The organism is Desulforhabdus amnigena (assembly GCF_027925305.1).
GTDB classification, from domain to species: Bacteria; Desulfobacterota; Syntrophobacteria; order Syntrophobacterales; family Syntrophobacteraceae; genus Desulforhabdus; species Desulforhabdus amnigena.
The window spans coordinates 178,093-200,483 of record NZ_BSDR01000001.1 but is presented as its reverse complement, the minus strand read 5'-3'; the positions used below and the strand labels follow the sequence as shown (position 1 = coordinate 200,483).

The following is a 22,391-nucleotide window of genomic DNA, read 5'->3' as shown; positions in this document are numbered from 1 at the left end:
GTGCCTCCTTAGCTCAGGGTCGCGCCCAGCGAATGGATGCGCGGGTAGATCAGCGGCGTGCCGGTCATCTCAGCCTTGTAGCGGACCTTGTTGCCGGTGTTGTCGGTGAAGGTTCGCACCAGGGTGTACTCGGTCCAGTTCTCGTCGATGGGCCGGGTGTCCTGGATGGTCATCGCCTCCCAGGTCAGGCCGCCGTCGTTGCTGGCGAACCATTGCAGGGTGGTGCCGCTGGGGATTTGCATCTGCACATAGGCCTTGGTCGATTCCACCCCCTGGGTCAGCTCATTCTCACGGGTCAGGTAGGCCCCGGTGGTCTTGTTGAGGTAGCCCACCAGGTTGACGTCGCTGAAGTTGATGGCCGGGGTGTCATTGGCAAGCGAGCTGCTCAGACGTACGCGGATCTGGACCCGGGTAGCGAGGTTGGGCAGCCGTTCCTCCTCGGCGGGAACCATGGCGTCCCAGGTCACGCCGCCGTCGGTGGAGTATTCCCAGTCGAGACCGGTGCCCTGGGGGATGGCCGAGTATTCGTCGAGGTTGATGTCAGAGAACTGCACGCCGGTGATCGGCTGGAAGCGGATCATCCCCTCGGATTGGAAGTTGTAGCCGTAGATCTTCATCGCCAGGTCGGAGCCGTTGAGCGGCGTCCAGGTCTCGGCGTTGGAGCTCTCCAGCAGCACGCCTTCCATGTAGGTCTGCCGGGTGATGATGCCCCAGCGGCCCATCTTGCCCAGGGTGGCGGTGCGCACCTTGTAATTGGTGCTGTTGGTCAGCAGCACCACGGAATAGCTGGTGTTGGCCTCGGCGTAGAACGGGTCGTCGAAGCGAATGCGGGTTTCGCCGCTCAGGCTGATCTCGTTCGGGGCCAGCACCTTCTCGGCGAACACCACGCCGTTGGGCAGACCGGTGGTGACACCGCGAATCTGCACGGTGACCGGGATGCTCGGGTCCCTGGCGGTGAACTGCAGCCCGATGCTTGAGATCACCTGGTTTTGGGTGAAGCTGAAGGTCTGGGCCAGCGGATCGCGGGGCACGAAGATGGTCTGAGTGCGCCAGACCACCTGCACCACGGGCACGCGGATGATGCGGTTTTCGATGATACGCTCGATGCGGGTGATGACCAGCGGATCGTTGATCTGCAGGCTGGCCCGGGCCGAGTAGACGCCGTCGGCCATCTCCACGATCCGGTTGCCGTTGCGGGCGTTGGTCGGAATGGTGAAGGAGGCGCTGACCCGACCGGCCTCGTCGCTGATCAGGTTGCTGGCCATCACCTGTCCGTCGCAGCGCAGCACGATGCCGGATTTGCTCGGGGTGAAGTTGATGCCGGTGACGGCGATACCGGTCTGGCCGCGCCGCCCGAGGTTGGGCGTGATCTGCAGCATGGCCGGGGGCTTGTCGAACACCGCGTAGGGGTTGATGTTGCGCTCCTCGGACCAGTCGTTCTGCTCCACCAGCACGGTCTCGTTGCCCGGCAACAGCGCCAGGCTGCCGAAGAAGCTGGCGTTGCTGCCCGCCTGATCGACCGAGAGCACCGTAGAGTGCGGAATGCGGTCCGGCGCGACGAAGCGGGCGATCTCGTTCACCCGGGCGTCCCATTCGGCGTGGTAGATGTCCGACTGGGCGGTGTTCGAGAAGTCATCCGAGTAGATGCCTTTCTTGGTCTGGGCGTCCCGGTTCTGCAGCTCGTTGTTCATCTGGTACTGGGCATCGTTGTACTTCAGGTCCTCGACGTCCTGGATGATGTCGTGGATCTGGTCCATGGTGATGCGGGTCAGGCCGAAGTTGCGGATCTCCATGTCGGTGGAGTTGGGCGGGCAGTCGATGCTGCACAGCCCCAGGGCGTTTTCCGGCACAATGGGCAGCTTCGGGAAATCGGCCGGAGCCCCTTCCAGCCGCTTGATCTCGGTGGTGGTGGCGTAAACGATGTCGCGACGGCCGAGGTAATAGTCGTAGTCCAGGCTGCAGTTGGAACCGTTCACCGGCTGGTCGCCGAGGCTGCCGCGCCCGAAGTTGATCACATTGAGATTGCCCAGCTCGAGCTGCACCGGCGACATGGTGAGTCCGGCCGTGTTGGTGGCGGGAGGCGAAGCGGTGCCGATCTCTTCGACACCGTCGTCGACGTAGGAGAGCGCCTCGCTGCCCAGTTCCATCAGTCGCTTGTAGTCGGTGCGTGCGCCGTTGGTGGCGGCCCGGTAGACGCGATAGCCGGTCGCGCCGCTGACCGGTAGCCAGGAGAGCTTGTTCATCTCCCCGGCGGTGGTGGCCCGGGCAATGACCGCAGCGGCGTTGAAGGCCGTCTCGCCGGTGGCGTTGTAGGCGGTCACCAGATAGAAGTAGTTTCCGGCCGCCGGGTGGTTGACCTGTCCGAACCAGCCGCTGTCCACATAGTCGGTGCCCTTGACCATCTGCTTGGTGTAGGTCCAGCGCACCGTGTAGGTGGTGCCGATGGCCGGTTCGTTACCGGAGCCGAGCCAGTCGACATGGTTGCCCGACTGCTGCCAGTCCACGCCCTCCTGGAAGATGGTCGCTCCCTGGCTGACCTCGAGGATGTCCACTACCGGATTGGGGTCGAGCAGGTCTTCGCCACCGCCCACCGAGCCGCGAGTGACGTTGCGGGTGATCTCGACGATGGCCTCCACCTGGGTCGTCTCCTTGAGCGGCGTGGAGTTGACTGGATAGCGGCGTTTGTTGATGTCGAAGGTCTTCTGCTCGCCGCGCACCGACTTGGTGGCGATGGATTTGGGCACCAGGGTCGAGGTGGGCAGATCGCGCTGATGCCGGAAGCCCTGGATGTAGGCGCGTCCGGCGTTGGTGATCGCCTCCACGCTGTCGTCGTCGACGCCACCGATAAAGGTGTCAAAGCCACGCACCAGGTAGCTTCCGGCCTGGTCGAAGGTGCGCTCGGCCAGGTTCTGAATCAGTGAGTTGAGACCCTCGGCGGCGGCGAATGAGAGCTGGTCCTCGGTGATCGAGGAGACGGTAATCCGGCTGCCCGGCAGCGTGCCCAGCAGATCCCGCAGGTATAGGTTGGACTTCTCCTGCACCGTCGGCGTGACGTCTCCGCTCTCGCGGTCGAACTTGTAGATCGGGATCACCCGACGCTCGGTCACGTTGTTGGGCAGCGTCTGGCCGCTGGTATCCGTCGCCTTGAGAGAGAGAACCCATTTTTCCCGTTCGGCGGTGGGCTCGCCGGTGGCCGGATTGATCAGGGCCGGGTCCTGGGTGTAGCCGTAGTTGTACTTCAGCAGCTCCACGTAAACGTAATCGGCCCCGCTGGTGGTGGCCGGGTCATAGGTCAGGGTCGCGCCGCTCACCTGTTCCAGATGGCCGTCGATGTAGACCACGCCCGGGGCCAGGGTCAGGACGTTGGCGGTCGCGCTGACCTCGAGGCCCATGATGATGGAGCCTTCCTTGAACAGGATGTCGGCGATCTTGCGCCGCTCCAGGTTGATGATGTCCTGCTGCTCGTTGAGTTCGGAATCCAGCAGGTCGCGATCCTGATGGTAACGGATGCGCTTGTAATTCTTGGTCGGGTCGAATGTCTCGCGTGAGATGCTCATGTTTGAATCCTCCAGTTAGATCTTGATGATCCCGACCAGCTCCACGCGGGTGTCGGAAATCTTGTTGAAGTCGGGAATGTTCTTCACCTCGTACAGGTAGCCCGGGTGCAGCACCTCGCCGGTCGGGTTGGTGTCCTGATGGAACACGCCGCCCATGGCGAGATCCCCGGTGACGCTTTCCACGTACTGCACGTCGCCGCCGAAGAAGCCGTATTCGCGGATGGTGATGCCGTTGGCCTCGGCCTCGTCGAAGCGAAAGAAGATGCCGATGGTGTTGGTCTCCTCGCCGGTTTCCAGGTAGCGCACGCCGTTGACCAGGAGCGCCCCTTCGGCGTCCTCCTTGAGGAAGGTCCGCTTGTAGTAGCGCTTGCGGGCGCGTTCGTTTCTGAGTCCGGTCTGGCCGATGTCCGGCGCGGGCGGATTCTGCGGGTCGGTGAAGCTGGCATCCCCGTCGCCGATGGCGCAGTGGGTGATGCCGTCCACGGCCTGGCCGAGGAGGAGTTTGGCCGTCAGTATCCGGCCGGTTTTGACGATGAGTCCCAGTGCCATTGCTGTTCTCCTTTAGGTCTGAATTTCGTGGTCTTGATCGATGAGCACCGCGAACAGGATCTGGCGCGTGTCGGCCAGCAGCCCGGCCGGGATCGCGATGCGCTGAACGGTGTCGGATCGGCTGATGTGTGCGCCGGATGTCCGGACGCTGGTGTCGATGCTCCGCAGCCAGGGGCGCGTCACCCGCACCGCCGTGTCGGCATCGACGCCCAGACGTCCATGGATGATGAGCCACAGGTCGGTGTTCCGGTTCAGGTGGTTGTTCACGCGAAGCGCGAGGTCGGACCGACGTTCGAGCCGATGGGCGACCCGTACTGCGCTGTCGGCCCGGACCATCACCGTGCGCCTAGCCGGTGCCCCGGAAAACAGCTCGAAGAGCGCTCCGGGTTGCGCCGCGCCGATGGCGAGCAGTTCCGGCCGCCGGATGCCTCTGCGGGTGGTGATGGATGCCAGTTGTCCCTTATGCACGGCCACGGCGAATCCTCCCGCAGAGCTTGAGAGCCTGGCCACGGTTCATGGACAGGAGCGTTTCCGGGCGTCGCTGGCCGGTGATCGTGGTGACGAATTTGAGCTTTCCGCTATGCGTTGCCATGGCGTTACTCCTTCACCGCGCACCAGCCGCCGGTGGTCAGGTTGAACACGCGGTAGCTGTCTGTTCCGATCTGGATGGTGTCTTCAGAGGCGACGTTGCCGCCGCCCACGGCGAAGATCTCGATGAGTTCGCCGCGCAGTTCCTGGTAGGCGGCGGAGCCGGACATCGAGGCGAGCCAGGGAAAGAGGATGGTGGTGCCGTAGCGCATCTCCGGATCGGTTTCGCCCTGGAGCCCGCCATTTGCCGCACCGCAGCGACCCTGCTGACCGGACGCGGAAGTCCAGCCGTCGAACTTGTTCACGGCGTAGAAGGTGCCCGGCGCGTTGTAGTAACTGTTGATGACCGGCTGCGGGTCCTCGCCGATCTTGGCCCCCGAGGCGTAATCCCGAACGAGGGTTTCGACGGTGATGGTGTTTGGCGTGACGGCGGTGTCGATGGCGCTCACTCGTACGCGTTCGATGCCCGCGTCGTCCTTGATCACATAGTCTTGTCCGGGTGTGACTACGGTGGCGTCGTTGACCTGAAGCACCACACCGCTTCCTGCAGTGACCGCCGCCTGTGTGAGCGCGACAGCCCCCGACCAGAACCGTTTCAGCGATCCGCTGTAATGGCCGTAGTAGGTGGAGATGAGCTTGGTCACCACGAAGACGTGGTCGAGATCGGCGAACAGCCAGAAGATGAAGTCGGCGCTGTCCTCCACCCGCAGGTAGGTGTAACTGGTGTGCGACGCCTCGTTGACGCCGGTGTGGGTGGCCGCGTCCCAATACTGGAATGCCGCGACGTGAATCCGCCCGGAGGTGGTGCTGATACGGAACTGCAGATAGACGTCCTCGGCCCCGGATTCCCCGTGCGACTTGAAGACGAAATACGGCTGCGGGTCGGCCGACTGGTCGTCGTGCAGGGTCCAGCCGGTGGTGGTCACCAGGAAGGTCCGCAGTTGATTGAGCAGGTCGAGCCGACCGTGGGCGAGTCCTTGAATGCTGTGGTATGCCATGGCGGCCTCCTTAGAGAATTGGGTTTTCCGTGCCGGTCAGGCGCAGCTTGATGTCGAGTTTGTTTTGCACCGGCGTGCCCGGGAGCACGGTGCAACGCCGCCAGAAAGACAGCGTCTGCTGGAAGGCCTTGTCACCGAGATTGAGCGGTGCGCCCTGAGTGGCGGTGTCGAGTCCGGCCTGGGTCAGGGCCAGCCGGTACCAGACCGCTTCGTCGGTGCCGGTTTCGTCGATGGGATCGAGCACCAGCCCGGTGTAGTCGTAGCCGGAATAGACGGTCGTCCCAGCGTCGTGCGCGGTCGCAGCGGTGTTGGCCACGCCCCGCTGCACGGTGAGATTGGCGGTGCCGCCGCCGCTTTCGACGAGCATCTGCTCGCCGTCGATGATGATGAGTTCGCCGTCGGCAAAGCGCGGTTCGGCCAGGGCGATGGCGGTCTGCGCCGCGTCGATGACCGAAGCGAGGCTCGTCTGCTCGTTGGCGACGTAGAGTTGCCGATCCTTGATGTCGCCGTCGGTGCCGTTGTAGCTCTCGGCCTCGGGGCGGCTGAAATCTCCCTCGGAAATCTGCTGGGTCAGCCCTTCGTCAAGATAGAGATGTATCGCCATGGGTTCTCCTTCAGGTGGGCCACTGGGTGGCGCGATAGTTGTTGGTGGCGGCCTCGAACCCGGCCTGCGTCGGCGCGTGCAGATCCTGCTGACGGAACAGCCAGCGGTAGGAAGGCCGCGACCAGCGGAATCCGGCCTGGTTGAGGCGCATGCGGCTGACGCGCATCGGGCGGGTCCGGTCAACGGAGAGGCGCAGGCCGGTGGTGTTGAGCGGGCTCGCGCCCAGCTTCATGGTCTCGACCCGATGGCGGCGGAGAGAGCCCGTGTCCACGTAGACTTCAAGCGAGGCCCGTTCGCCGGTCAGATTCGCATAGCTCAGATACCGGGTGTTCAGGGTGTTCGCGTTGAGCCGGAACACAGGCCCTCTCCGCCGCCATCGGTCGATCCGGTCCACGGCCAGGGTGACGTCCGCGTCGCAGCCAGCGGTCGAGGCGAGCAGCAGATTGCTGATGCCGCCCTGGTTGGCGGTCAGATCGAGACCTTCGTTGAGCCTGGCGCGACCAAGCTGGAAACAGAGGCGGTGCCGGGATTCCAAGGGCAGGCGCAGGTCGTACTTGGCTTCCGCCCGTTCGACCGGTTCCGCCTGCGTGTCGAAGAAGAAATCCTTCTGCCGGAAGCAGTAGCGCAGCTCGGTCTCGCCATGGGTCAGCGACTTGCGGTTGAGATGGCTCTCGCCCAGCCCGAAGCCGCTCTCCAGCACATCCCCTTCGAAGTCGCGGCCGGTGTAGATGGGCGTGCAGAAGGAAACCCGGTCCTCGCCGACACGGGTGTACGGCAGCCGCCAGTCGTTGAGGGCCTTGTGGTTCAGGCGCATCCGGTTCTGGCGGCCGTGAAAACGGGAGACCTTCACGGCCGCCCGGTCGATTTCCGGGAGCATCTCCGTGGTGCTGGTGAGTTGCAGCAGCTCCCAGGCCCTCTGCTTGCTGGTCAGGTGACGGCAGGAACCGAGCGAGGAGCGGCCAAGGACGAAGGTCTCGTCGAGAAACGCCAGCACGATCCGGCGCACGGCGTTGGCGTGCCCGAAGTCGAGCATCGCGCCGCCTTCGATCCATTCGAGCAGGAACTGGAGCCAGAAACAGCGCGTGCCCGCCGGGTGGTGAAACACCAGGGCGTCGCGCAGCCCTTCGGTCTGGTTGAGACACAGCACGCGAAACACGCCGAGGCTGAACACCAGCCCGGGCAGCTTGGCTTTGCTGAGTCTGGAGCGGGCATTGAGACGCAGCGCCGAGCGGAAGGTCTCCTGCAGTTCTCCCTGCCAACCGAGCGCGTCAAAGTCGCGTTCGATGGCCGGGATGGTGCCCTTGCGGCGATAGATTTCGACAGCTTCCCGCACGCGGCGACGCTGGCAGTCCGGCGAACAGGTGCCGTCCACTTCGAGGCCGACCAGTCTCGCCAGCAGCGGCAAGAAGCGTTCGTCGCAATGATCGACGTCGAAGATGGTCGGGAAGTCGTCGATTGCCTGCTTGAGCTCGTCGAGCGTTCCGGCGGGAAGGCTCAGAAAGGTGTGCAGGTCACCGGCCTCGTCGTTGTGCTCGTAAAGGGGCGGCAGCAGGCCGAGCAGATTGTCCTTGAACCAATCCGACATCAACCGGCCCTCCGCAGATCGAGATTGACGGTGCCGAGAACCGGGATTTCGCCGTGGCGCAGCTCGATGTCCTGCTGCGGCGCGTAGAGATGCATGTGGCTGACGCCGCGCACGCCATCGATCAGGGCAACCAGGTCGGAGAAGTGAATGGTCTGCCCGAAGGAGACCCGGTCGAAGGAAAAGAAATCGGTGAGCGCGGCTTCGATGCGGCTGCGCACGTTTTCCAGCGGTTCACCGGGCCAGATGTAGACCTCGGCGTCGATGGAAACGGGGCGATAGATCGGGTCGAACAGGTTGATCTCGACCGTGATGACCTTGCGGCGTTCGAGAAACTCGGCGAGGTCCCGCTTGAGCAGCGCCGAGGGCATTCCGCCGCCGTTGGGGGCGATGGCCAGTTGGACGTTGTAATAGCGGATGTTCTGGCAGGCATTGGTGTCGAGCACCTTGGCCTTGGCGACGCCGGGGTAACCTTCGGCGAGGGCCTGGTAATCCTCCAGGGTGACGGCCTTCCAGAGACTGCGCAGCTCCGCCGGTGCCTGTCGGCGGGCGTGTTCGAGGGCTTCCCGCGAAGCGCCGCAGGTGGCGGGCACCGGGTTGGTGACGGTCAGGGAGACCTGGCCTCCGTCGAGGTAGACCGGGCTCAGCAGTTGGGTGATCCGGTTCGGGCCGAGATTGCCCTGGTCTCCGATAGTCTGCAAATAGCTGACGGTGATGGCGCTTCCCTGAGCGGGTACAGCGCCGCTTTGCCCGTCGCCGAAAATCAGGGTGGAGATGTCGAGGGCATCCAGGTCGACCATGAAATGACGGCTGTCGGCCAGGCTGTCCTGAAAGTGATCGACCTCGCTCCAAGCGTCGTCTCCCACCGTAACGGTGATGGTGCCCTGGGCAATGACGTCGCCGGTCAGGCGGAAGCGCTGGAATGGCAGCCCCGTCGATGTGAAGGTCTCGGTGCGGCGCACGCCCTGCCGGGCTGGGATCTCCACCGAAAGCACGCCTCGCGGGAGCAGGCCGTCCTCGACCGTCTCGAAATCCGCCTCGCCGTCATTCAGCAAGGCACGGCAGGCCGTTCCCGCCGGAATGGTCAGGTCCTTGCCGAGCGGGGCGGAGAGCCGAAAACGCAGCGTGGTGGTGGAGGCCACCGGCGAGTCCAGCCGGTAGCCGATGAGCTTGCAGAGATTGATGACGTTCTGGCGCTGGCGGGCCGTGGGCAGAAAGGCCTCGGCCGCCTGGGCGTCCAGGTAGTAGGCCAGCATGTCGCCCACGCCGCAGAACAGATCGAGCAGGACGACGCCGAGATCGGAGTGGTTGAAATCGGTCCAGCGGTCGGTGAGCTGCGGGATCTTCGCCAGCAGCTCCTGGCGGATCGATTCGTAATCCTTGTTGATGTATCCGATGCTTGCGCGGCCCATGGTCTCTCCGGTTTTCGGCGGTTATGCAAGAGCGCCTGATGCTCTCGCCACGCCGGTTACTTACCGGAAGGGGCCTGGATGTGTCGGAGGCGGGATGCCTCAGAGCGGGCCGCGCAGTTGCCAGACGGGATTGGGCTGCCCGGAGGTGTTGTTGAGGTAGTGGGATTCCTTCTTGCCCTCGAAATAGAACAGACCGATGCGGCCCGGCTCCAGGGTGGTGATCCGGTGAACGGTGCCAGCGGCGTTGTCTTCCGCCTGACTCTGTGTGTCGAAGCCTAGACCGCTCGCGGCCAGATAGAGGGCGTGCTCGGCCTGGGGCGCTTCTGTTTCTGGCGCTCCCTCGAACGTCAGGTAATGGCCGTGGTTGTCACCCGGATCGCTGACGATCCACTTGCCGTTGCGGTCCTGAAAGGCTCCCTCGATGTAGGCGACTTCGTATTCCCCGGCTGGCCAGATGAAGGAATCGTCCGGATCGGGGCTCATCTCGGCCGCATTGAACCAGAGCAGATTGAACAGCGTGCGCACGTCCGGCGACAGGCGCACGCTGCGCACCGGCGGCGGTTCTGGCTCGGGCTCCGGCTGGGGATAGCTGGGCGCGGGATTGTTCGGGTCTTCTCTGTAGAAGGGATAGACCAGGTTGCCGTCCACCTGGCTCTGGATCACCCGGTAGGCGATATGCACCAGCAGCAGGTTGCCGTCGATGTTCAGCGGCCGGTCGTCGAAGTGTACCTCCGTGATGATCACCCGCTTTTCCCAGCGCTTGATGGCGTCGATCACGTAATGGCGCAGCAGGCCCTTGAGCACCTCGTCGTTCTGTTCGAACACCAGATCCTTCAGCCGGGAGCCGAACTCCGGATTCATGAACCGTTCGCCGATCCGGGTGCCGAGGATCTGCAGGATGCTTTCGCGGATATGCTCGTGCTCCCGCGAGGTGGCGGTCGAGACCTGGGTGCCGCCGGATACCGACTGAAACCGGAACGGGTAACGCAGCCCCTTGCCGAGAAAGTCGTAGCTCATCAGGTACGCTCCTCGCAGTCGATGCCGCACTGTCCCGAGCAGCCATTTTCCGGTGCGCCGTCGTCGATGGCTTCTCCCTGGAACCGGACCACCAGATCTAGACCGCTCTTGAGTCCCAGATGGATGGTTCCGTCCGCCTCGATCAGCCCGCCGTGGTCGGACTGGCCGCACTGGAATCCTTTGGCTCCGGCAGAGAGCAGACGGACGGCGATGGTTTCACCGATGCCCTCGATGCGGCCGATGCCGATGATGTCGATAGGTCCGGCCGGATTGATGAGGGTGATGAACCGCTCCCGGTGATCGACGTCGAGACGGATGCCCTCGGGTAGATCCACCGCGAAGCGTTCCGCGCCCATGGCGGTCGGCTCGATCCCGGCGGGCAGTCCGCTGATACCGGCTGCCTCCTGGGTCGCGCTCAGATAGGACTCGACCAGGGTGTAAAGGCGTCCCGGGGCGACCTCTATGGCCGTGCCGGGTCCGGGGGTGATGACCTGCTGTTCCCCTCCGTCGATAACGCAAATTCGCTGGTCGTCCGTGGTCCGCAGGATCATGCCGTCAGGCAAGGTGAAGAGCCGGTTGCCATCCGGCAGATCCCGGGGTTCGGTGCCCGCTGGCAGTTCGACAAAGGGATAAAAATCGGGCTCCGGCTCGATCTGTACCTGCTCCAGGTACTCCTGGGTCCTGGCCTGCTGGGCCTCAAGATAGGCCTGGGCCTGGCCACGCATCGCCTCCGAGGCGGCGTGACTGGCCTCCAGCAGCGTGCGGATGCCGGAAAGTTCTTCACGGATGCCGGACAGGTGATCGCAGAGCGCCCGCAGCACATACTGTTGTTGGCCGGAATCGGTTTGTTCGATGGTGGCCTGCAAGTCGGCGGGTTCTTCGGAAATCATGGACAACCTCCATTACATGCCGACGTTGGCGGGTTGGGATTGATAGCTCATGGCGTTGACCGGCGTCACTGTTCCGGTCGCGCCGTCGATTTCGAACACGGTCCAGACCGTGCCGGGGGCGTTGGGAAGGAACGTTGAAGGTCTGCTCACGGCCATCGCTCAAGAACACCTTCACCGATGCTCCCGACTGCGCCAGGCCGGTGCTCGGATTGGCGTTGCGGTTGGTGTAGTCGTGGACCGCGTAGCGGTAGACGCCGGGGATGAGCCGATGGATGGTGATGGTCTCCGGCCCGTAGGAACTGGTGTCGTCCACGTCCAATTCCGCCGCCTCGTTTTCGATGGTGTGGGAATAGAACACATGGAACCTGCCGCCGGATGGCGTCGGTCCGGTGAGATGGGAATCGAGGTCCCGGGGATTCAGGCCCCACTGCAACACGATGCGGGCGACCTGGCCGTCGAGCTCGGGCGAGAGAACGATCTGGATGTCGCCGGAGGTGTTGGGGGCGGCATTCACCCAGCCATGCCAGGCGATGTATCCCGGCGCGGTGACCTCCACGTAATAGAACCCCTCGGGTACGGACAGCTCGAACCCGCCATAGGCGTTGGCGAAGGTCTGGTACGCCGCCGGGCCGGTTTCCGAGCGGCGGAATTCGATCAACGCGTTGCCGACGCCGCTGGTGTTGAGGGCGTTGACTACCGTGCCGCTGAGGAAGACCGATGCTCCGCTGGCAAAGTCCGGGTGGTCGGCGAACCAGGACGGATCGCGGACCTCCACCAGAACATGGCGGAGACTGTCCCGGGCCGAGGATCGCCAGACCATGAGCACGGCGTTGCCGATGGTCCAGCCGCAGCGAATGACACCGTCCGGCCCGATCTCCGCGACCTCCGGATTGCTGGAGGAAAAGACCGGGGCGTCCACGTCGCCGCGCAGGGAGAGCGGAATCCGTTGCTCGAACTCGCCAGCGGAGAGGCGGATGGAGCGAGGCTGAACCTCCCAGTGGCTGTAGTCTGGCACGGTATCGGTCATGAAGGAACCTCCACCGGTGCGGAGACGCCGCCGCCATAGACCTCGACTTGGACGTGACGCAGGCTGAGCCGCTCGGGCGAATCCCAGACCAGGATCATGGCCGCTCCGGGAACGAAGCCGCATTCGACATTGCCGTCCTCATCGACACTGGCCACGTCGGGATTGGACGATTCGAACACCGGCGCTTCGGGTAGACCACGGATCGAGAGCGGAATGCGCTGGACGAATGGGGATCGCGAGACCCGGATCAACTTCGGGAAGACATCCCAGTAGTGCGGTTCCTGCGGCTGTTCGAGATTGTTCATCGCGTCCCCCTCAGTTGTCGATGGTGTCGGGACTGCCGGTGACGATGATGGCTCCGCAGGCGGTGATGTCGCCGATGCGGGCGTTGGGCAATCCTTCGGTGATGGTGTCGAAGCTGCCGGTCACAATGGGCGTCACGCCATGCCCAGGGATGGGACAGACGTGCAGATCACCCATGCGGGCCACCGGCATGCCGTTGTCCAGCGTTCGGCTCGCCCCGGTGATGATGACGCCGCCGTGACTGCTGATGTCGCCGAGTCGCGCCTGGGAGCTCATGGGTTCACCTTCAGCAGCAGATGGATCAGAAAGCCGACGAGTCCGCCGATGGTGCTGCCGATGGTCAATACTAGGCCGACGATCTTCCACATGGTCTCGGTCCCCATCTTGGAGCCGACCCGGGCATGTAGCCGGTCGATCTCCTCGGCGTGCCGGTGCAGATCGGAATAGATCGAGCGGACCAGCACCTCGACGTTTTCCTTGTCCGATTTCTTCTCGATTTCACGCTCGATCTTCTCGAGGCGGTCCTGGATTTCCCGGCGGTGGTTTTCGAGGATGCTGCGGAATTCTTCCCGCCAATGATCGAAGGTCCGGGCCAGCAATTCCTCGCTGCCCGAAAGCCCGGAGGGCGTTGTTGTTCTTTCTCCCATGAAATGCTTCCTTCAGGTGTTGATCAAGACGGTGTTCGTCGAGCGAATGAGGATGTTTCCGGACACCCCATCCATGAACACAAGGCTGCCGGACTTGTCGGTGGCGCTGATGCTCTCCTGGCCGGGCGCGGCGTTCATGCGCACCACCTGACCGGCCTTGTCGGTGAGCCGGATCTGTTCGGCGGCGGTGGTGGAATCGACGAGGATTTCCTGAGTGCCGTTGAGCCCCCAGATGTGAACCTTCTCCCGACCCTTGGTGGTATCGATGAGGATCTTCTGCCAGCGGGAGCGGCCCTTGTCGCACGAGAGGATGTGAACCTTCTCCTTGTCCTGCCAGGCTTCGAGGATCACCTGCTGGCGGCAGAGGTCGGTGAGCTGGATGCGGGCGCGGGAGCCGACGATCTGCGAGGCGATGTCGAGCTGGTCGCCTTTCTCGGCGTCCTTCGTGCCGCGCCGCAGGGCGTTGCCGCTCTGCATCTCGGGCTTCACCTTCCCTTCCATGGTGAGGATCTGTCCGGCGCGGTCGATGATGCGCAGCAGCTCGTCGCCGTCGCGGTCATCGGCCAGGATGGTGTGGCCGGTTTCGGTCTTGAGCAGGACCTTCAGGCGCGGGCAGTAATACGGCGGATGGCCGTGGTACTTCTTGTGTTCGAGATCGTCGTGCCGGTTGGCCTGATGCTCGATCTTGTCCTCGCAGTCATGACAGAAGGCATTCGCGCAGGTGCGCTTCGATTCCTCGGGCTGCTCGCCGGGATTGCTCTTGGCCAACCAGACCCCGGTCCAGATCGGATACTGGACAACGCCGCCCTCGAACTCGGCCCAGACCGAGGCACCTTCCTCGGGGACCAGGAACATGCCGGTGTCGTCGTTGCCGCCGTAGGGGAAACAGGGAACGGCCCATTCGGACCAGTTCTCCCGCCCGCAGCCGAGCACGGCTGGGATCTCCAGGCGGACCCGGCCAAGGCGTTCGGGATCGTTGTTGTCGCGCACGAAGGCCCGGTACTTGCCGTACCAGCGGTTGCGGTAGCGCTCCTCGGATTGACGGTCGCGAGTTTCAAGCATGCTCCGTCTCCCGCTTTCGACTGGCATCCCAGGCCAGCCAGCCGCCCAGGCGAACCGCCCAATACATGACCTGGCGTTTCCACAGAGGCACGCCAAGGGCCGCCATCAGTTCGAGAAAGACGCGGTCGGCAGCAAGCCGCGAGACCTTGCCGGTGTGGTAGAGGTAGTCGTGAACGACGGCCGCCGGGGAATATCGTCCCCAAGGCGGCACCACGCGCCAGAACAGGCGCGGCACCGAGGCGAAGTCGGTCTCGAACCCGGCGGGCACTTCGATGATGCGGCCAGCGCCGGTGCGGACACGGAACGGCTGGGTCAGCCTCGCGGTCATTCCATTGGGCAGGATCTCCACCCGAAGCGGTCCGGAGAGACCCAGCGCGGTACCGGAAAACAGGGTCTTGATTTCGGCGCTCATGACCGCCACCTCGCCTTGCCCGACTGGCGCACATCGAGATGGACCCAGGAGGCATAGACGCCGATGCCGCCCTCGCAAAAGAGCGGAATTTCCTCGGCGATGACCGCCAGTTCCTCGGGCGAAACGCCTGCGGGACAGCTCACGTCGGCCGCCATGCCCAGCGTGTGGAAACTCTGCTCCGCGCCACCCACCGCCTTGTTGTGCCGATTGCAACGGAAGCCGCTGGTGATGGACAGCGGCTTGCCGATGTGGTCACGCAACGCCTGCAGGGCGTCGACCAGGTCAGGATGTATAGCAGCCGAATGGCCGCAGCAGTTCTTGCCCTTGCAGGCGAATTCCGAACGGTTGAAATTCTTGCTGAGATCACCCATTGCCGCCTCCTTGTGTGACCGCGCCGGAATCCGCGTTGATGGTCACCATAGCTGGCGGCTCGTTTTGCGGCGTGGGCGGGGCCTCCTTGTCGTTGGGTTTGCCCTGGGACTCGGCGGACTTGTCGCCCGCGCCCTTGCCGAGGGCGTTCTTCTTGAGTTTGAGTTCGCAGAGATAGCCAGCGCCGCTGATGCTGTGGCGGACCGAGTGGCAGTAGTAGATGCCGGAAAACTTCCGTCCCACGCCCTTGATCTCGACGTTCTTCTTGGCACGTAGCTGGGGAATGCCGATGGTGGCCGCATCCGCCTCGACCTGGCGCAGCTCGGCCTCGCGAAATTTGCCTTCGGCGCTGTCCTGGGCGGGCTCCTGGCGCGGCTCTTCGTGAAAGCCTTCGGAACGGTCGAAGCTGGGCACGATCTGCCCCGTCTCCTGTTCCTTGAAGTTGCCTTCGCCGGTGTTGCCGTCGACCAGATAGGTCTGCTTGCCCAGGGCCGTCCGCTCGGGCGTGGTGGCGTTGTTGGCCTTGTGCTCGACCACGTCCTTCTTGCGCGGGTCGACGCCGACCGTCTTGGTCTCGACACCCGCGCCCTTGGCTCCCTGGGATTGGGTGCTGGGACGGAACGAGCGCAGCAGGCCCTTGGTGTCGGTGAAATATTCGAGGGTCAGTAGCGGCGTTTGGTCGAGCTCGCGGGGATGGAAATGGAGTTCGTCGTCCTGGATGTAGAAGACATAGCCGCTCACGCCGTCGCCATCGCGGTCGCGGGCCTTTTCCGCCAGCTCCTTGAGGAACTGGGCGTCCGAGATGTTGCTCTGGGTGACGCGGAGATGGGTCCCCTTGGTGGCCGTGACCACCGGGGTGAGGCTGTTGGCGGCGGCGACTTGTTCGGCGATTTCCGAATAGAGGATGCCGGGAGCGGGTTTCTGCCAGACCTTCTGGTTTTCTTTGCCCGCCAGTTTGAAGCCCTTGTCGTAGGCCTTGATGCGGATGGTCGGATCACCGTTTTCCGGGAAGTCGTAATCGATGTCCTTGATGACCGCCTTCTTGCGCGGAGAGAGGTTCCCCACGTAGCCGAAGCGGGCCACGATCTCGTTGCCTTCCTGGAACAGCGGATCGTCGACGAACTGCAGGTTGCGGTCGGTCACCGACAGTTCGAGGACATCCAGCTCCTCCTCGTTGTCGGTGAAGACGAACGAGGTGATCTCCTGGGTGATGTCCTTCGAGAGGTCTTGCCCCTCGATCTGAATCAGAAATGTCGGCTTGAAGGTATCCAGATCCATGCGTCTCTCCGGCGGTTCGCAGTTCCCTGCTTACTTACCGGAAGGCATGGCGAGGTGTCGGATGCTTCAGTCGAGCAGGCGCATCTGGACGTGTTCGCGGGAGGGAATGCGCAGCGCCAGACCCGGCTCGAGCGCCAACGGGAAAAAGAGGTCGTTGTAGTCGCAGATGATCCACCAGAGCCGGGCATCACCCAGATAGCGGTGAGCGAGCAGATCCAGACGGTCGCCCTCGACTACGGTGTGTAGGCGGTCGTCGTGTCTGGGGGTGGTGTCGATGCGCTGGCGCATGCCGAGGGAGGTGCCGTCACTGTCCCGGTAGAGAACGCAGCGGGCGTATCGGGAATCACGGCCGATCATGAACGTACCTCCGACCAGTTGATGGACTGATCCACATATTCCTCGAGGACGATGTCCACCTCGGCCCGTTGCGGCAGCAGGTTGTCCCGGTCGAACAGGCCGAAGAACCGCGCCTTCACCTGCCGGACGATGCAGGTCACGCCGGGGTAGAGATCGCCGAAGATGAGCAGCACACGGTGCGGCGCGTTCTTGAGCATGGTTCCGGCGTGTTCCGGATATTGCAGCGAGCGGAGCCAGTCGACCTTCTGTTTGACCGGCCCCTTGAACAGCTCGACCTTGAAGGCGATCCGGCGCGGTTCTCCGGCGACGTACTGGTAGCGCGGGTGGCTCATGCCGGGGATTTTGATCGTTGCGTAGTCGGTCGACTTCTCGTCGCTGATGGAGTTGGGGTTGTACTGGAATTCGAGCCGCTCCCCCGTGTCGGCGTCTACCAGATATCCCTTGATGGGCTGTTGATCCCATGCCATTCCTTACACCTCGGCGATCTCGATGATTGGCTTGCCCAGTTGTCCGGCCCGGTCGAGTTCCAGCCGCATGCCGTTGGAAATGCCGTTGCCGGTGAACGCCCACACTTCGTCGCAACATTCCATGTAGGCCAGGCCGCAGGCGATGCCCGTCTCTCGCTGCTCGGTGACGCTGTCATCGGTGAAGGTCGGATATAGCAGATGCGGCGCGAACGGCGCGTGACCGCTTCTCATGACCTGGCGGCAAAGTGCCTCGGCGACCTTCACGTTTCGGGCTATGTCGCCCGCGAACGGGCTGCAGACAAAGATGCGTTTCATCGGTCCTCTCACAGGGTTTCGTAGTTTCTGATCTTCCGCTCCCGCAGGTCCTTGTAGACGGCCTCGGCCACCTTCCGGCCATCGATGTTGGTGGTCACGCTCAATTCCACCGGGCGGTCGGCCAGGCCATCGAGGCGCGAGAGCAAGGATTCCAGCAGTTCGCGCACTCCCGGACCGGCTTCCTCTCCGCGCAGCGGTGTCGCGGGAGCGGTGCGAGCCGGAGCGATCAACCGTTCGGAAGGCACCGTCTCGGTGAGCCCGGATTGCAAAGGCTTCGCTATCGGAGTCGGAGCGGCGGTCATGGGCCGCTCGATCCCGGCCGGAGCCAGAGAGGCATCTCCGTTTTCCAGTGCCGGTTCCACCGCGAACGGCTGGATATAGCTCTTACTTACCGGCTCGACGGCCGCCGCGACGGTCTGCACGGTGCCGTTCATCGGTTGCGGAGGCGGCGCGGCCGTGGCCATGACCGGCTGGAGCATCAGCATGGCGCTCAGGGCCTTGGGCACCAGGCGCTCGTCCAGACGCGGTACGAGACTCAGCACGCTTTCGATGATGCGTTGCCCAATCGATTCGGCGGGCGGCGCGGCCTTGAGCGGTTCCTTCTGCTCGGCCACCTGCGGAATCGGGGTCTGGACTCCCAGCATGGCGCGAGCGGAGGAGAGCAAACCGTTGGTGATCCCGGCACTGCGCTCCTTGATCGCCTGAATGCCCGCGCTCGCGCCACTGGAAAGCCTCTGCCAGAGGGTTTGCCCCTCGGCACCGGCGTTGGTAAAGATTCGACCGACAGCGCCGGGCACGGCCGACAGCGTGGCAACGATCCGGTCGCGGAGATTGACGGCTCCCGTGGCCAGCGCGTCCCAGGCATTGACCTGGGGCGGTTTGAGCGACAGTACGGGCGTGTCGCCAAACAGGAATTGTTTGAGACCGCCGAAGATGGCACCGGCCTTGGCCGCGACGGTTTGAGCCCCGGAGGTCAACCCATCCCAGAGTTTTCCAGCCATCTGGAAGGGAGCCGAGGCGGCGTCCATGAGGTTTCCGCCCGCCGTCTTGATCTGCTGCCAGGCTCCCGCAGCGGCCGAGAGAATCCCGCGAGCGGCGAAGCCGAACACTTTCGCGGGCAGCGTCTGGGTAAGGCTCATGCCGTCGGCGAGGGTCTTGAGCAACGCGGAACCGGAGGCGGTCAGGATGGCGAGTGGTCCCTCGCGGGCATCGGAGAATGGCAGCAGATTGCGCAGCTTGCCCAGGGCGTTCTTGAGCATGGTGAAGGGATAGGTCACCGCCGACCAGATCCCTTCGCCCAGGGTGATCAGCAGCTTTTTGCCTGCCTCGAAGAAGGTGGTGTCCCCGGCGAAGAGGGAGCGCACGGTGGCAAACAGCTCACGCAGGGTGCTGATAATCGGCAGATTCAGAATCGCCTGGCCAATCTGTCCGGCGGCGTCGGCCACCATGTGTCCGATGGAGGTGAAGATGCCGGAAATGAAATTCCAGACACCGACCACCACATCCCGCGCCCAGCGGAACGGGGTGGCAACAAAATCGTAGACCGCGCCGCCAATGGCCTTGAGACCGTCCAGCAGGGAAATGTCGCCGGTCAGCACCTGCCAGACCGCATAGACGATCTTTCCGGCGGCCACGAAGGCCTCGCCGATCATGCGCACGGGCAACAGGAACTTGTAGATAAACTTGGCCGCTCCGACCAGGGACCCGACGATGACCTTGCCGACCCAGACCACGCTGCGCACCACCACCGCCAGGGCTCGGACGATGAGCGACAGGTTCCAGGCCACGATCTTCAGGGCGAATGCCAGCCCCTGAAGAAGCACACCGGCGACGGTGCCGATAACAGTGCCGAAGGTGCGCCAGGACGACCCATCGGTGGCGCTGGCGGCCACGCCGAAGATCTCCACCACCGAAAAGACCGCGCTGGCCAGCGCCGCATAGGCACTCATCAGGGTGCGGACGGTCGGTTCGAGGATGGCGCGGATGCGGCCAAAGGCATGGGAGAACGCGCCCCACAATCCGGCCATGGCCTCACGAACCCGGTAATAGGCCTTGAAGACGGTGACCACGAAGCCCAACAGCCCGGCGGATTCGAGCTTCTGGGCCAGTTCGGCCGACATCTGTCCGACACCGCCGCTGAGCGAGCCCACCAGCTCCCTGATCCCCTGGAAGACCAGCGAGACCTTGTTCCAGGACCCGGTGATGATCTCCTGAATGCCGCCGAAGTTGGTTTCCCAGGCGCGTTTGAGGAGATACACCGAGAGGATCACGCCCGCGATGATGGCGGTAACAGGCAGAAAATAGGTCGCGACCGCCGAACCCACTCCGGCGAGTGCGGCGCTGATGGCCACGAACCCGGCCTTGATGGCGGGCAGCATGAGTCCCACCATGCCTACGGCGGCGGTGACGGCTCCGGCCACGACCAGAATGGTGCCGAGGGCCATGGACAGCCCCAGGACCACCCGGGTCACGCCCGGCATCGATTTAGCCATGCGTTGCAGGAACAGAATGAAGCGGGAGACGCCGTTGATCACCGGCGTGACCACCGGTAGCAGAGTGCGTCCCAGGATTTCGCTGAGGTTGGCCACCTGCTGGCGCAGGAGCAGGAACCGGGCTCCGATGTCCTGGTTCATGGCGTCGGCCATCTGTTCGGTGACCGCCGTGCCGGTCTTCATGGCCCGGCCCACCGACTGGATATTGCCTTCGAGGCTCTCCATGCCCGCCGACATCTGCAGCAGGAACTTGACCGCCTCGTCGGAGCCGAAGGCCTTCTTCAGCTTCACCTGGGCGGCGGCGTTGGAGAGATCGGGGAACTGGCGTTTGATCTCCTGCAGGATGGGAACCACGCCCTTAAGACGGCCGCTGGTGTCGGTGAAGGACAGGCCAAGCTCGTCACCGGCCTCGGCCGCCTTCATGATGAACGCTTTGTACAGCGTGCCCGCCTCGGAGCCGGGCATGGTGGTCTGGAGCTGGCCGAGCACGGCGAGCTGCTCGTTCAGCGGAATATTGCTCGCGGCCGCCACCGCGCCGATGTTCTTGATGGCGTCGGCCATCTGGGTGCCGTTGGTCTTGAACGAGGCCACGGTCTGCGCCATGGCTCCGGAAAAGGCGGTCGCCCATTCCATGTCGTTCATGTCGGCCATGATGGGCTTGAAGATCCCGTAGGCCGTGGTGAAGGTGCCGACCATCTCCTGGGTGGTGGCCTTGGTCGCCTTGGCGGTCATGGCGGCCATGGAGGTGAAGACGCCCACCGCCTCGTCGCTGAGGTTGGACAGGGCCGATTTCACGTCGTAGGTGGCGGTGATGAACGCCGCCTTGTCGGCACCGGACCACTGGTTGGTGAAGGATTCTGCGGCGTCCTCGATGGCCCGGAGGTCCTGCACGCCGAGGGACGCCAGCTCGCCCAGAGCCTTCTGGGTCGCGGCGGTGGAGGCGACCAGGGCGGCGGGTACCGCCATCAGGGCCAGTCCCGCCCCCAGCATCATGGTGCCTTGCTGGATGCGGTCCAGGTTGCGGGTCATCCGCTCGCTGGCATCCGCCACGGTGGAATCGAGGTCCATCATGGAGCCACGGATGCGCTGCGCGTTCTGCGAGAACGCATCCTTCATCGATACCACTATGCCCAGTCCGAGATCGCCGTTCATCTATCGCCGTTCCGTTTGCTCACGTTCAAAATCAATCTGCCGCTCGAGGGCCTCGACGAACTGACGCCGGACCCTGAGTGGCAGCGAGCGGGTTTCCGACCAGCTCCAGTGTAGTCCGCCGTAAGCGAGAAAGAATGCGTCGCTTACAAGCGAACTCCTGGGAACAAAAAAGCCGGTTCGGCCTCCAGACGGGTGCGGATCTTGGTGCCGCAGCCATCGCATTCGGTTTCGACCGAGGTGTCGATTCCCGCGTCGACCCGCGACATCTCCTGCCGCAGCGCGTTGCGGTCGCGCATCGACATTTCCGCCAGGCTCTTCTTGGAGGGAGCCTTGCCGTCGATGTCGAGGACGCGGATGAGCATGGCCGAGGTGATGTTGGGCTCGCGCAGGCTGGCCAGACGCTTTTCCTTGTGGCCGTCGAGATATCCGAAGCGCACGTTTTTTTTCGAGCCGGGCAGCTTGAAGGCGAACTCCCGCTCCTCGCCGTAGGGGGTGACCTTGAGATCCTCGAGATTGATGGTCACGAAGTTGGTCATGCGGCAGGCGCTGTTCGGGCAGCTCAGCTCCAGTTCAACCTCGTCACCGAGGGAAATCTGGCGCAGGCGGACCAGGGCGAACAGCCGGTCACCCGAGAGCAGGTTCATCACCTCGGAAAGATCGGGATCGGTCTTCTCGCCCAGCCGGACGAAACAGTTGCGGAGCACCTGGTTGATCGCCTCTCCGGAACGGATCAGGCGCTGGTTGGTGAGCAGTTCTTCCTCGGCCCCGGTCATTTCCCGGAGCTCGAGTTCAGTGCCGCTTGGCAGTTCAAAGCTGTACATGGTCGATCCTCCGGTTTAGGTCCAGTATTGGAAGCAGATGGTGAGCTTCTCGATGGTGTTCTCGGTGTTGCCGCCCTCGAGCTCGTCGTATTCGAGCGCCTTCACCCAGGCCCCATGCAGGGTCCAGCGGCGGGTCTCGTTGCCGGTGCGGTCGTAGCGGACAACATCGATGTCGCGCATGTAGTCGGCCGGAAGACCGCCGGTGACGGCGTTCACGTCCACCTGTTTCTTGATCCATTCGCGGGCCGCCTCGTCGGAGCCGTCCTGCAGGTTTCCTTTTTCGAGGGTGATATCCTCGAACTTGACCCGCCCCGCCACCTTCTGGTCGAACATCGAACCAGCCGGGGCAAAGGCCACTTCCTCGAATTCTGTTTTGGGCTCCTGTCCCTTGTGGAACAGGGCCACGTCGAAGCCGTTTACCTCGATGGCGAACTGCCAGTTCTGGTAAAGGCTCTTGGGCATGTTTCCGCTTCTCATAGCCGTGTTCTCCCG

General features: G+C 63.7%; 23 protein-coding genes and 1 pseudogene. All 24 read right to left on the bottom strand.

What is annotated here, in order from left to right; translation table 11 throughout:
• Window positions 1–8: 8 nt before the first annotated feature.
• Window positions 9–3,557, bottom strand: coding sequence for a DUF4815 domain-containing protein (locus QMG16_RS00945; RefSeq protein ID WP_281791793.1), 3,549 nt, complete (start codon window positions 3,555–3,557; stop codon window positions 9–11).
• A gap of 15 nt (window positions 3,558–3,572) precedes the next feature.
• A complete protein-coding gene (locus tag QMG16_RS00940; RefSeq protein ID WP_011367791.1) occupies window positions 3,573–4,106 on the bottom strand; it encodes a BW3TFN family phage tail fiber component in 534 nt (177 codons plus the stop codon).
• Between the two features lie 12 nt (window positions 4,107–4,118).
• Window positions 4,119–4,580, bottom strand: a complete 462-nt coding sequence (locus QMG16_RS00935; RefSeq protein WP_011367792.1) for a hypothetical protein — start codon at window positions 4,578–4,580, stop codon at window positions 4,119–4,121.
• Window positions 4,567–4,698, bottom strand: coding sequence for a hypothetical protein (locus QMG16_RS00930; RefSeq protein ID WP_011367793.1), 132 nt, complete (start codon window positions 4,696–4,698; stop codon window positions 4,567–4,569). Before QMG16_RS00930 ends, QMG16_RS00935 begins: the two co-directional genes overlap by 14 nt.
• A 4-nt stretch (window positions 4,699–4,702) precedes the next feature.
• A complete protein-coding gene (locus QMG16_RS00925; protein WP_011367794.1) occupies window positions 4,703–5,692 on the bottom strand; it encodes a hypothetical protein in 990 nt (329 codons plus the stop codon).
• Window positions 5,693–5,702: 10 nt separating this feature from the next.
• Window positions 5,703–6,296, bottom strand: a complete 594-nt coding sequence (locus QMG16_RS00920; protein WP_011367795.1) for a hypothetical protein — start codon at window positions 6,294–6,296, stop codon at window positions 5,703–5,705.
• Between the two features lie 10 nt (window positions 6,297–6,306).
• Entirely contained in the window at window positions 6,307–7,881 is a 1,575-nt protein-coding gene (locus tag QMG16_RS00915; protein ID WP_281791792.1) for a phage tail protein, read from the bottom strand.
• Window positions 7,881–9,290: a baseplate J/gp47 family protein gene (locus QMG16_RS00910; RefSeq protein WP_281791791.1), complete on the bottom strand. Its 1,410-nt coding sequence runs from the start codon at window positions 9,288–9,290 to the stop codon at window positions 7,881–7,883. Before QMG16_RS00910 ends, QMG16_RS00915 begins: the two co-directional genes overlap by 1 nt.
• 99 nt (window positions 9,291–9,389) lie before the next feature.
• A complete protein-coding gene (locus QMG16_RS00905) occupies window positions 9,390–10,307 on the bottom strand; it encodes a GPW/gp25 family protein (protein ID WP_281791790.1) in 918 nt (305 codons plus the stop codon).
• Window positions 10,307–11,197, bottom strand: a complete 891-nt coding sequence (locus QMG16_RS00900; protein ID WP_281791789.1) for a hypothetical protein — start codon at window positions 11,195–11,197, stop codon at window positions 10,307–10,309. The genes QMG16_RS00905 and QMG16_RS00900 overlap by 1 nt, the downstream gene beginning before the upstream one ends.
• The gene (locus QMG16_RS00895) at window positions 11,088–12,224 is read right to left on the bottom strand and encodes a DUF2135 domain-containing protein (protein WP_281791788.1); all 1,137 of its coding nucleotides are present in this window, start codon (window positions 12,222–12,224) and stop codon (window positions 11,088–11,090) included. The genes QMG16_RS00900 and QMG16_RS00895 overlap by 110 nt, the downstream gene beginning before the upstream one ends.
• The gene (locus QMG16_RS00890; RefSeq protein WP_020886740.1) at window positions 12,221–12,529 is read right to left on the bottom strand and encodes a hypothetical protein; all 309 of its coding nucleotides are present in this window, start codon (window positions 12,527–12,529) and stop codon (window positions 12,221–12,223) included. The genes QMG16_RS00895 and QMG16_RS00890 overlap by 4 nt, the downstream gene beginning before the upstream one ends.
• 10 nt (window positions 12,530–12,539) lie before the next feature.
• Window positions 12,540–12,803, bottom strand: a complete 264-nt coding sequence (locus tag QMG16_RS00885) for a PAAR domain-containing protein (RefSeq protein WP_011366988.1) — start codon at window positions 12,801–12,803, stop codon at window positions 12,540–12,542.
• Window positions 12,800–13,174, bottom strand: coding sequence for a hypothetical protein (locus QMG16_RS00880; RefSeq protein ID WP_281791787.1), 375 nt, complete (start codon window positions 13,172–13,174; stop codon window positions 12,800–12,802). The genes QMG16_RS00885 and QMG16_RS00880 overlap by 4 nt, the downstream gene beginning before the upstream one ends.
• Before the next feature lie 12 nt (window positions 13,175–13,186).
• Window positions 13,187–14,236 carry a phage baseplate assembly protein V gene (locus QMG16_RS00875; protein WP_281791786.1) on the bottom strand — a complete coding sequence of 350 codons (1,050 nt, stop codon included), beginning with the start codon at window positions 14,234–14,236 and terminating at the stop codon, window positions 13,187–13,189.
• A complete protein-coding gene (locus tag QMG16_RS00870) occupies window positions 14,229–14,648 on the bottom strand; it encodes a DUF1353 domain-containing protein (protein ID WP_281791785.1) in 420 nt (139 codons plus the stop codon). Before QMG16_RS00870 ends, QMG16_RS00875 begins: the two co-directional genes overlap by 8 nt.
• Window positions 14,645–15,019 (bottom strand): YcbK family protein, encoded by a 375-nt coding sequence (locus tag QMG16_RS00865; protein ID WP_281791784.1) that lies wholly within the window; start codon window positions 15,017–15,019, stop codon window positions 14,645–14,647. Before QMG16_RS00865 ends, QMG16_RS00870 begins: the two co-directional genes overlap by 4 nt.
• Complete coding sequence (locus QMG16_RS00860) at window positions 15,012–16,295, bottom strand: phage late control D family protein (protein ID WP_281791783.1); 1,284 nt, start codon at window positions 16,293–16,295, stop codon at window positions 15,012–15,014. The genes QMG16_RS00865 and QMG16_RS00860 overlap by 8 nt, the downstream gene beginning before the upstream one ends.
• A gap of 66 nt (window positions 16,296–16,361) precedes the next feature.
• Window positions 16,362–16,652, bottom strand: coding sequence for a LysM peptidoglycan-binding domain-containing protein (locus QMG16_RS00855; protein ID WP_022661714.1), 291 nt, complete (start codon window positions 16,650–16,652; stop codon window positions 16,362–16,364).
• Entirely contained in the window at window positions 16,649–17,119 is a 471-nt protein-coding gene (locus QMG16_RS00850) for a CIS tube protein (RefSeq protein WP_192623681.1), read from the bottom strand. Before QMG16_RS00850 ends, QMG16_RS00855 begins: the two co-directional genes overlap by 4 nt.
• 3 nt (window positions 17,120–17,122) lie before the next feature.
• Window positions 17,123–17,434: a DUF7768 domain-containing protein gene (locus QMG16_RS00845; RefSeq protein ID WP_281791782.1), complete on the bottom strand. Its 312-nt coding sequence runs from the start codon at window positions 17,432–17,434 to the stop codon at window positions 17,123–17,125.
• Between the two features lie 2,444 nt (window positions 17,435–19,878).
• Window positions 19,879–20,892: pseudogene (locus tag QMG16_RS19455) on the bottom strand (phage tail tape measure protein); the annotation flags it as partial.
• Window positions 20,893–21,221: 329 nt separating this feature from the next.
• Window positions 21,222–21,899 (bottom strand): T4 family baseplate hub assembly chaperone, encoded by a 678-nt coding sequence (locus QMG16_RS00835; RefSeq protein WP_281791780.1) that lies wholly within the window; start codon window positions 21,897–21,899, stop codon window positions 21,222–21,224.
• Between the two features lie 15 nt (window positions 21,900–21,914).
• A complete protein-coding gene (locus tag QMG16_RS00830; RefSeq protein WP_225940361.1) occupies window positions 21,915–22,361 on the bottom strand; it encodes a phage tail protein in 447 nt (148 codons plus the stop codon).
• Window positions 22,362–22,391 lie beyond the last annotated feature (30 nt).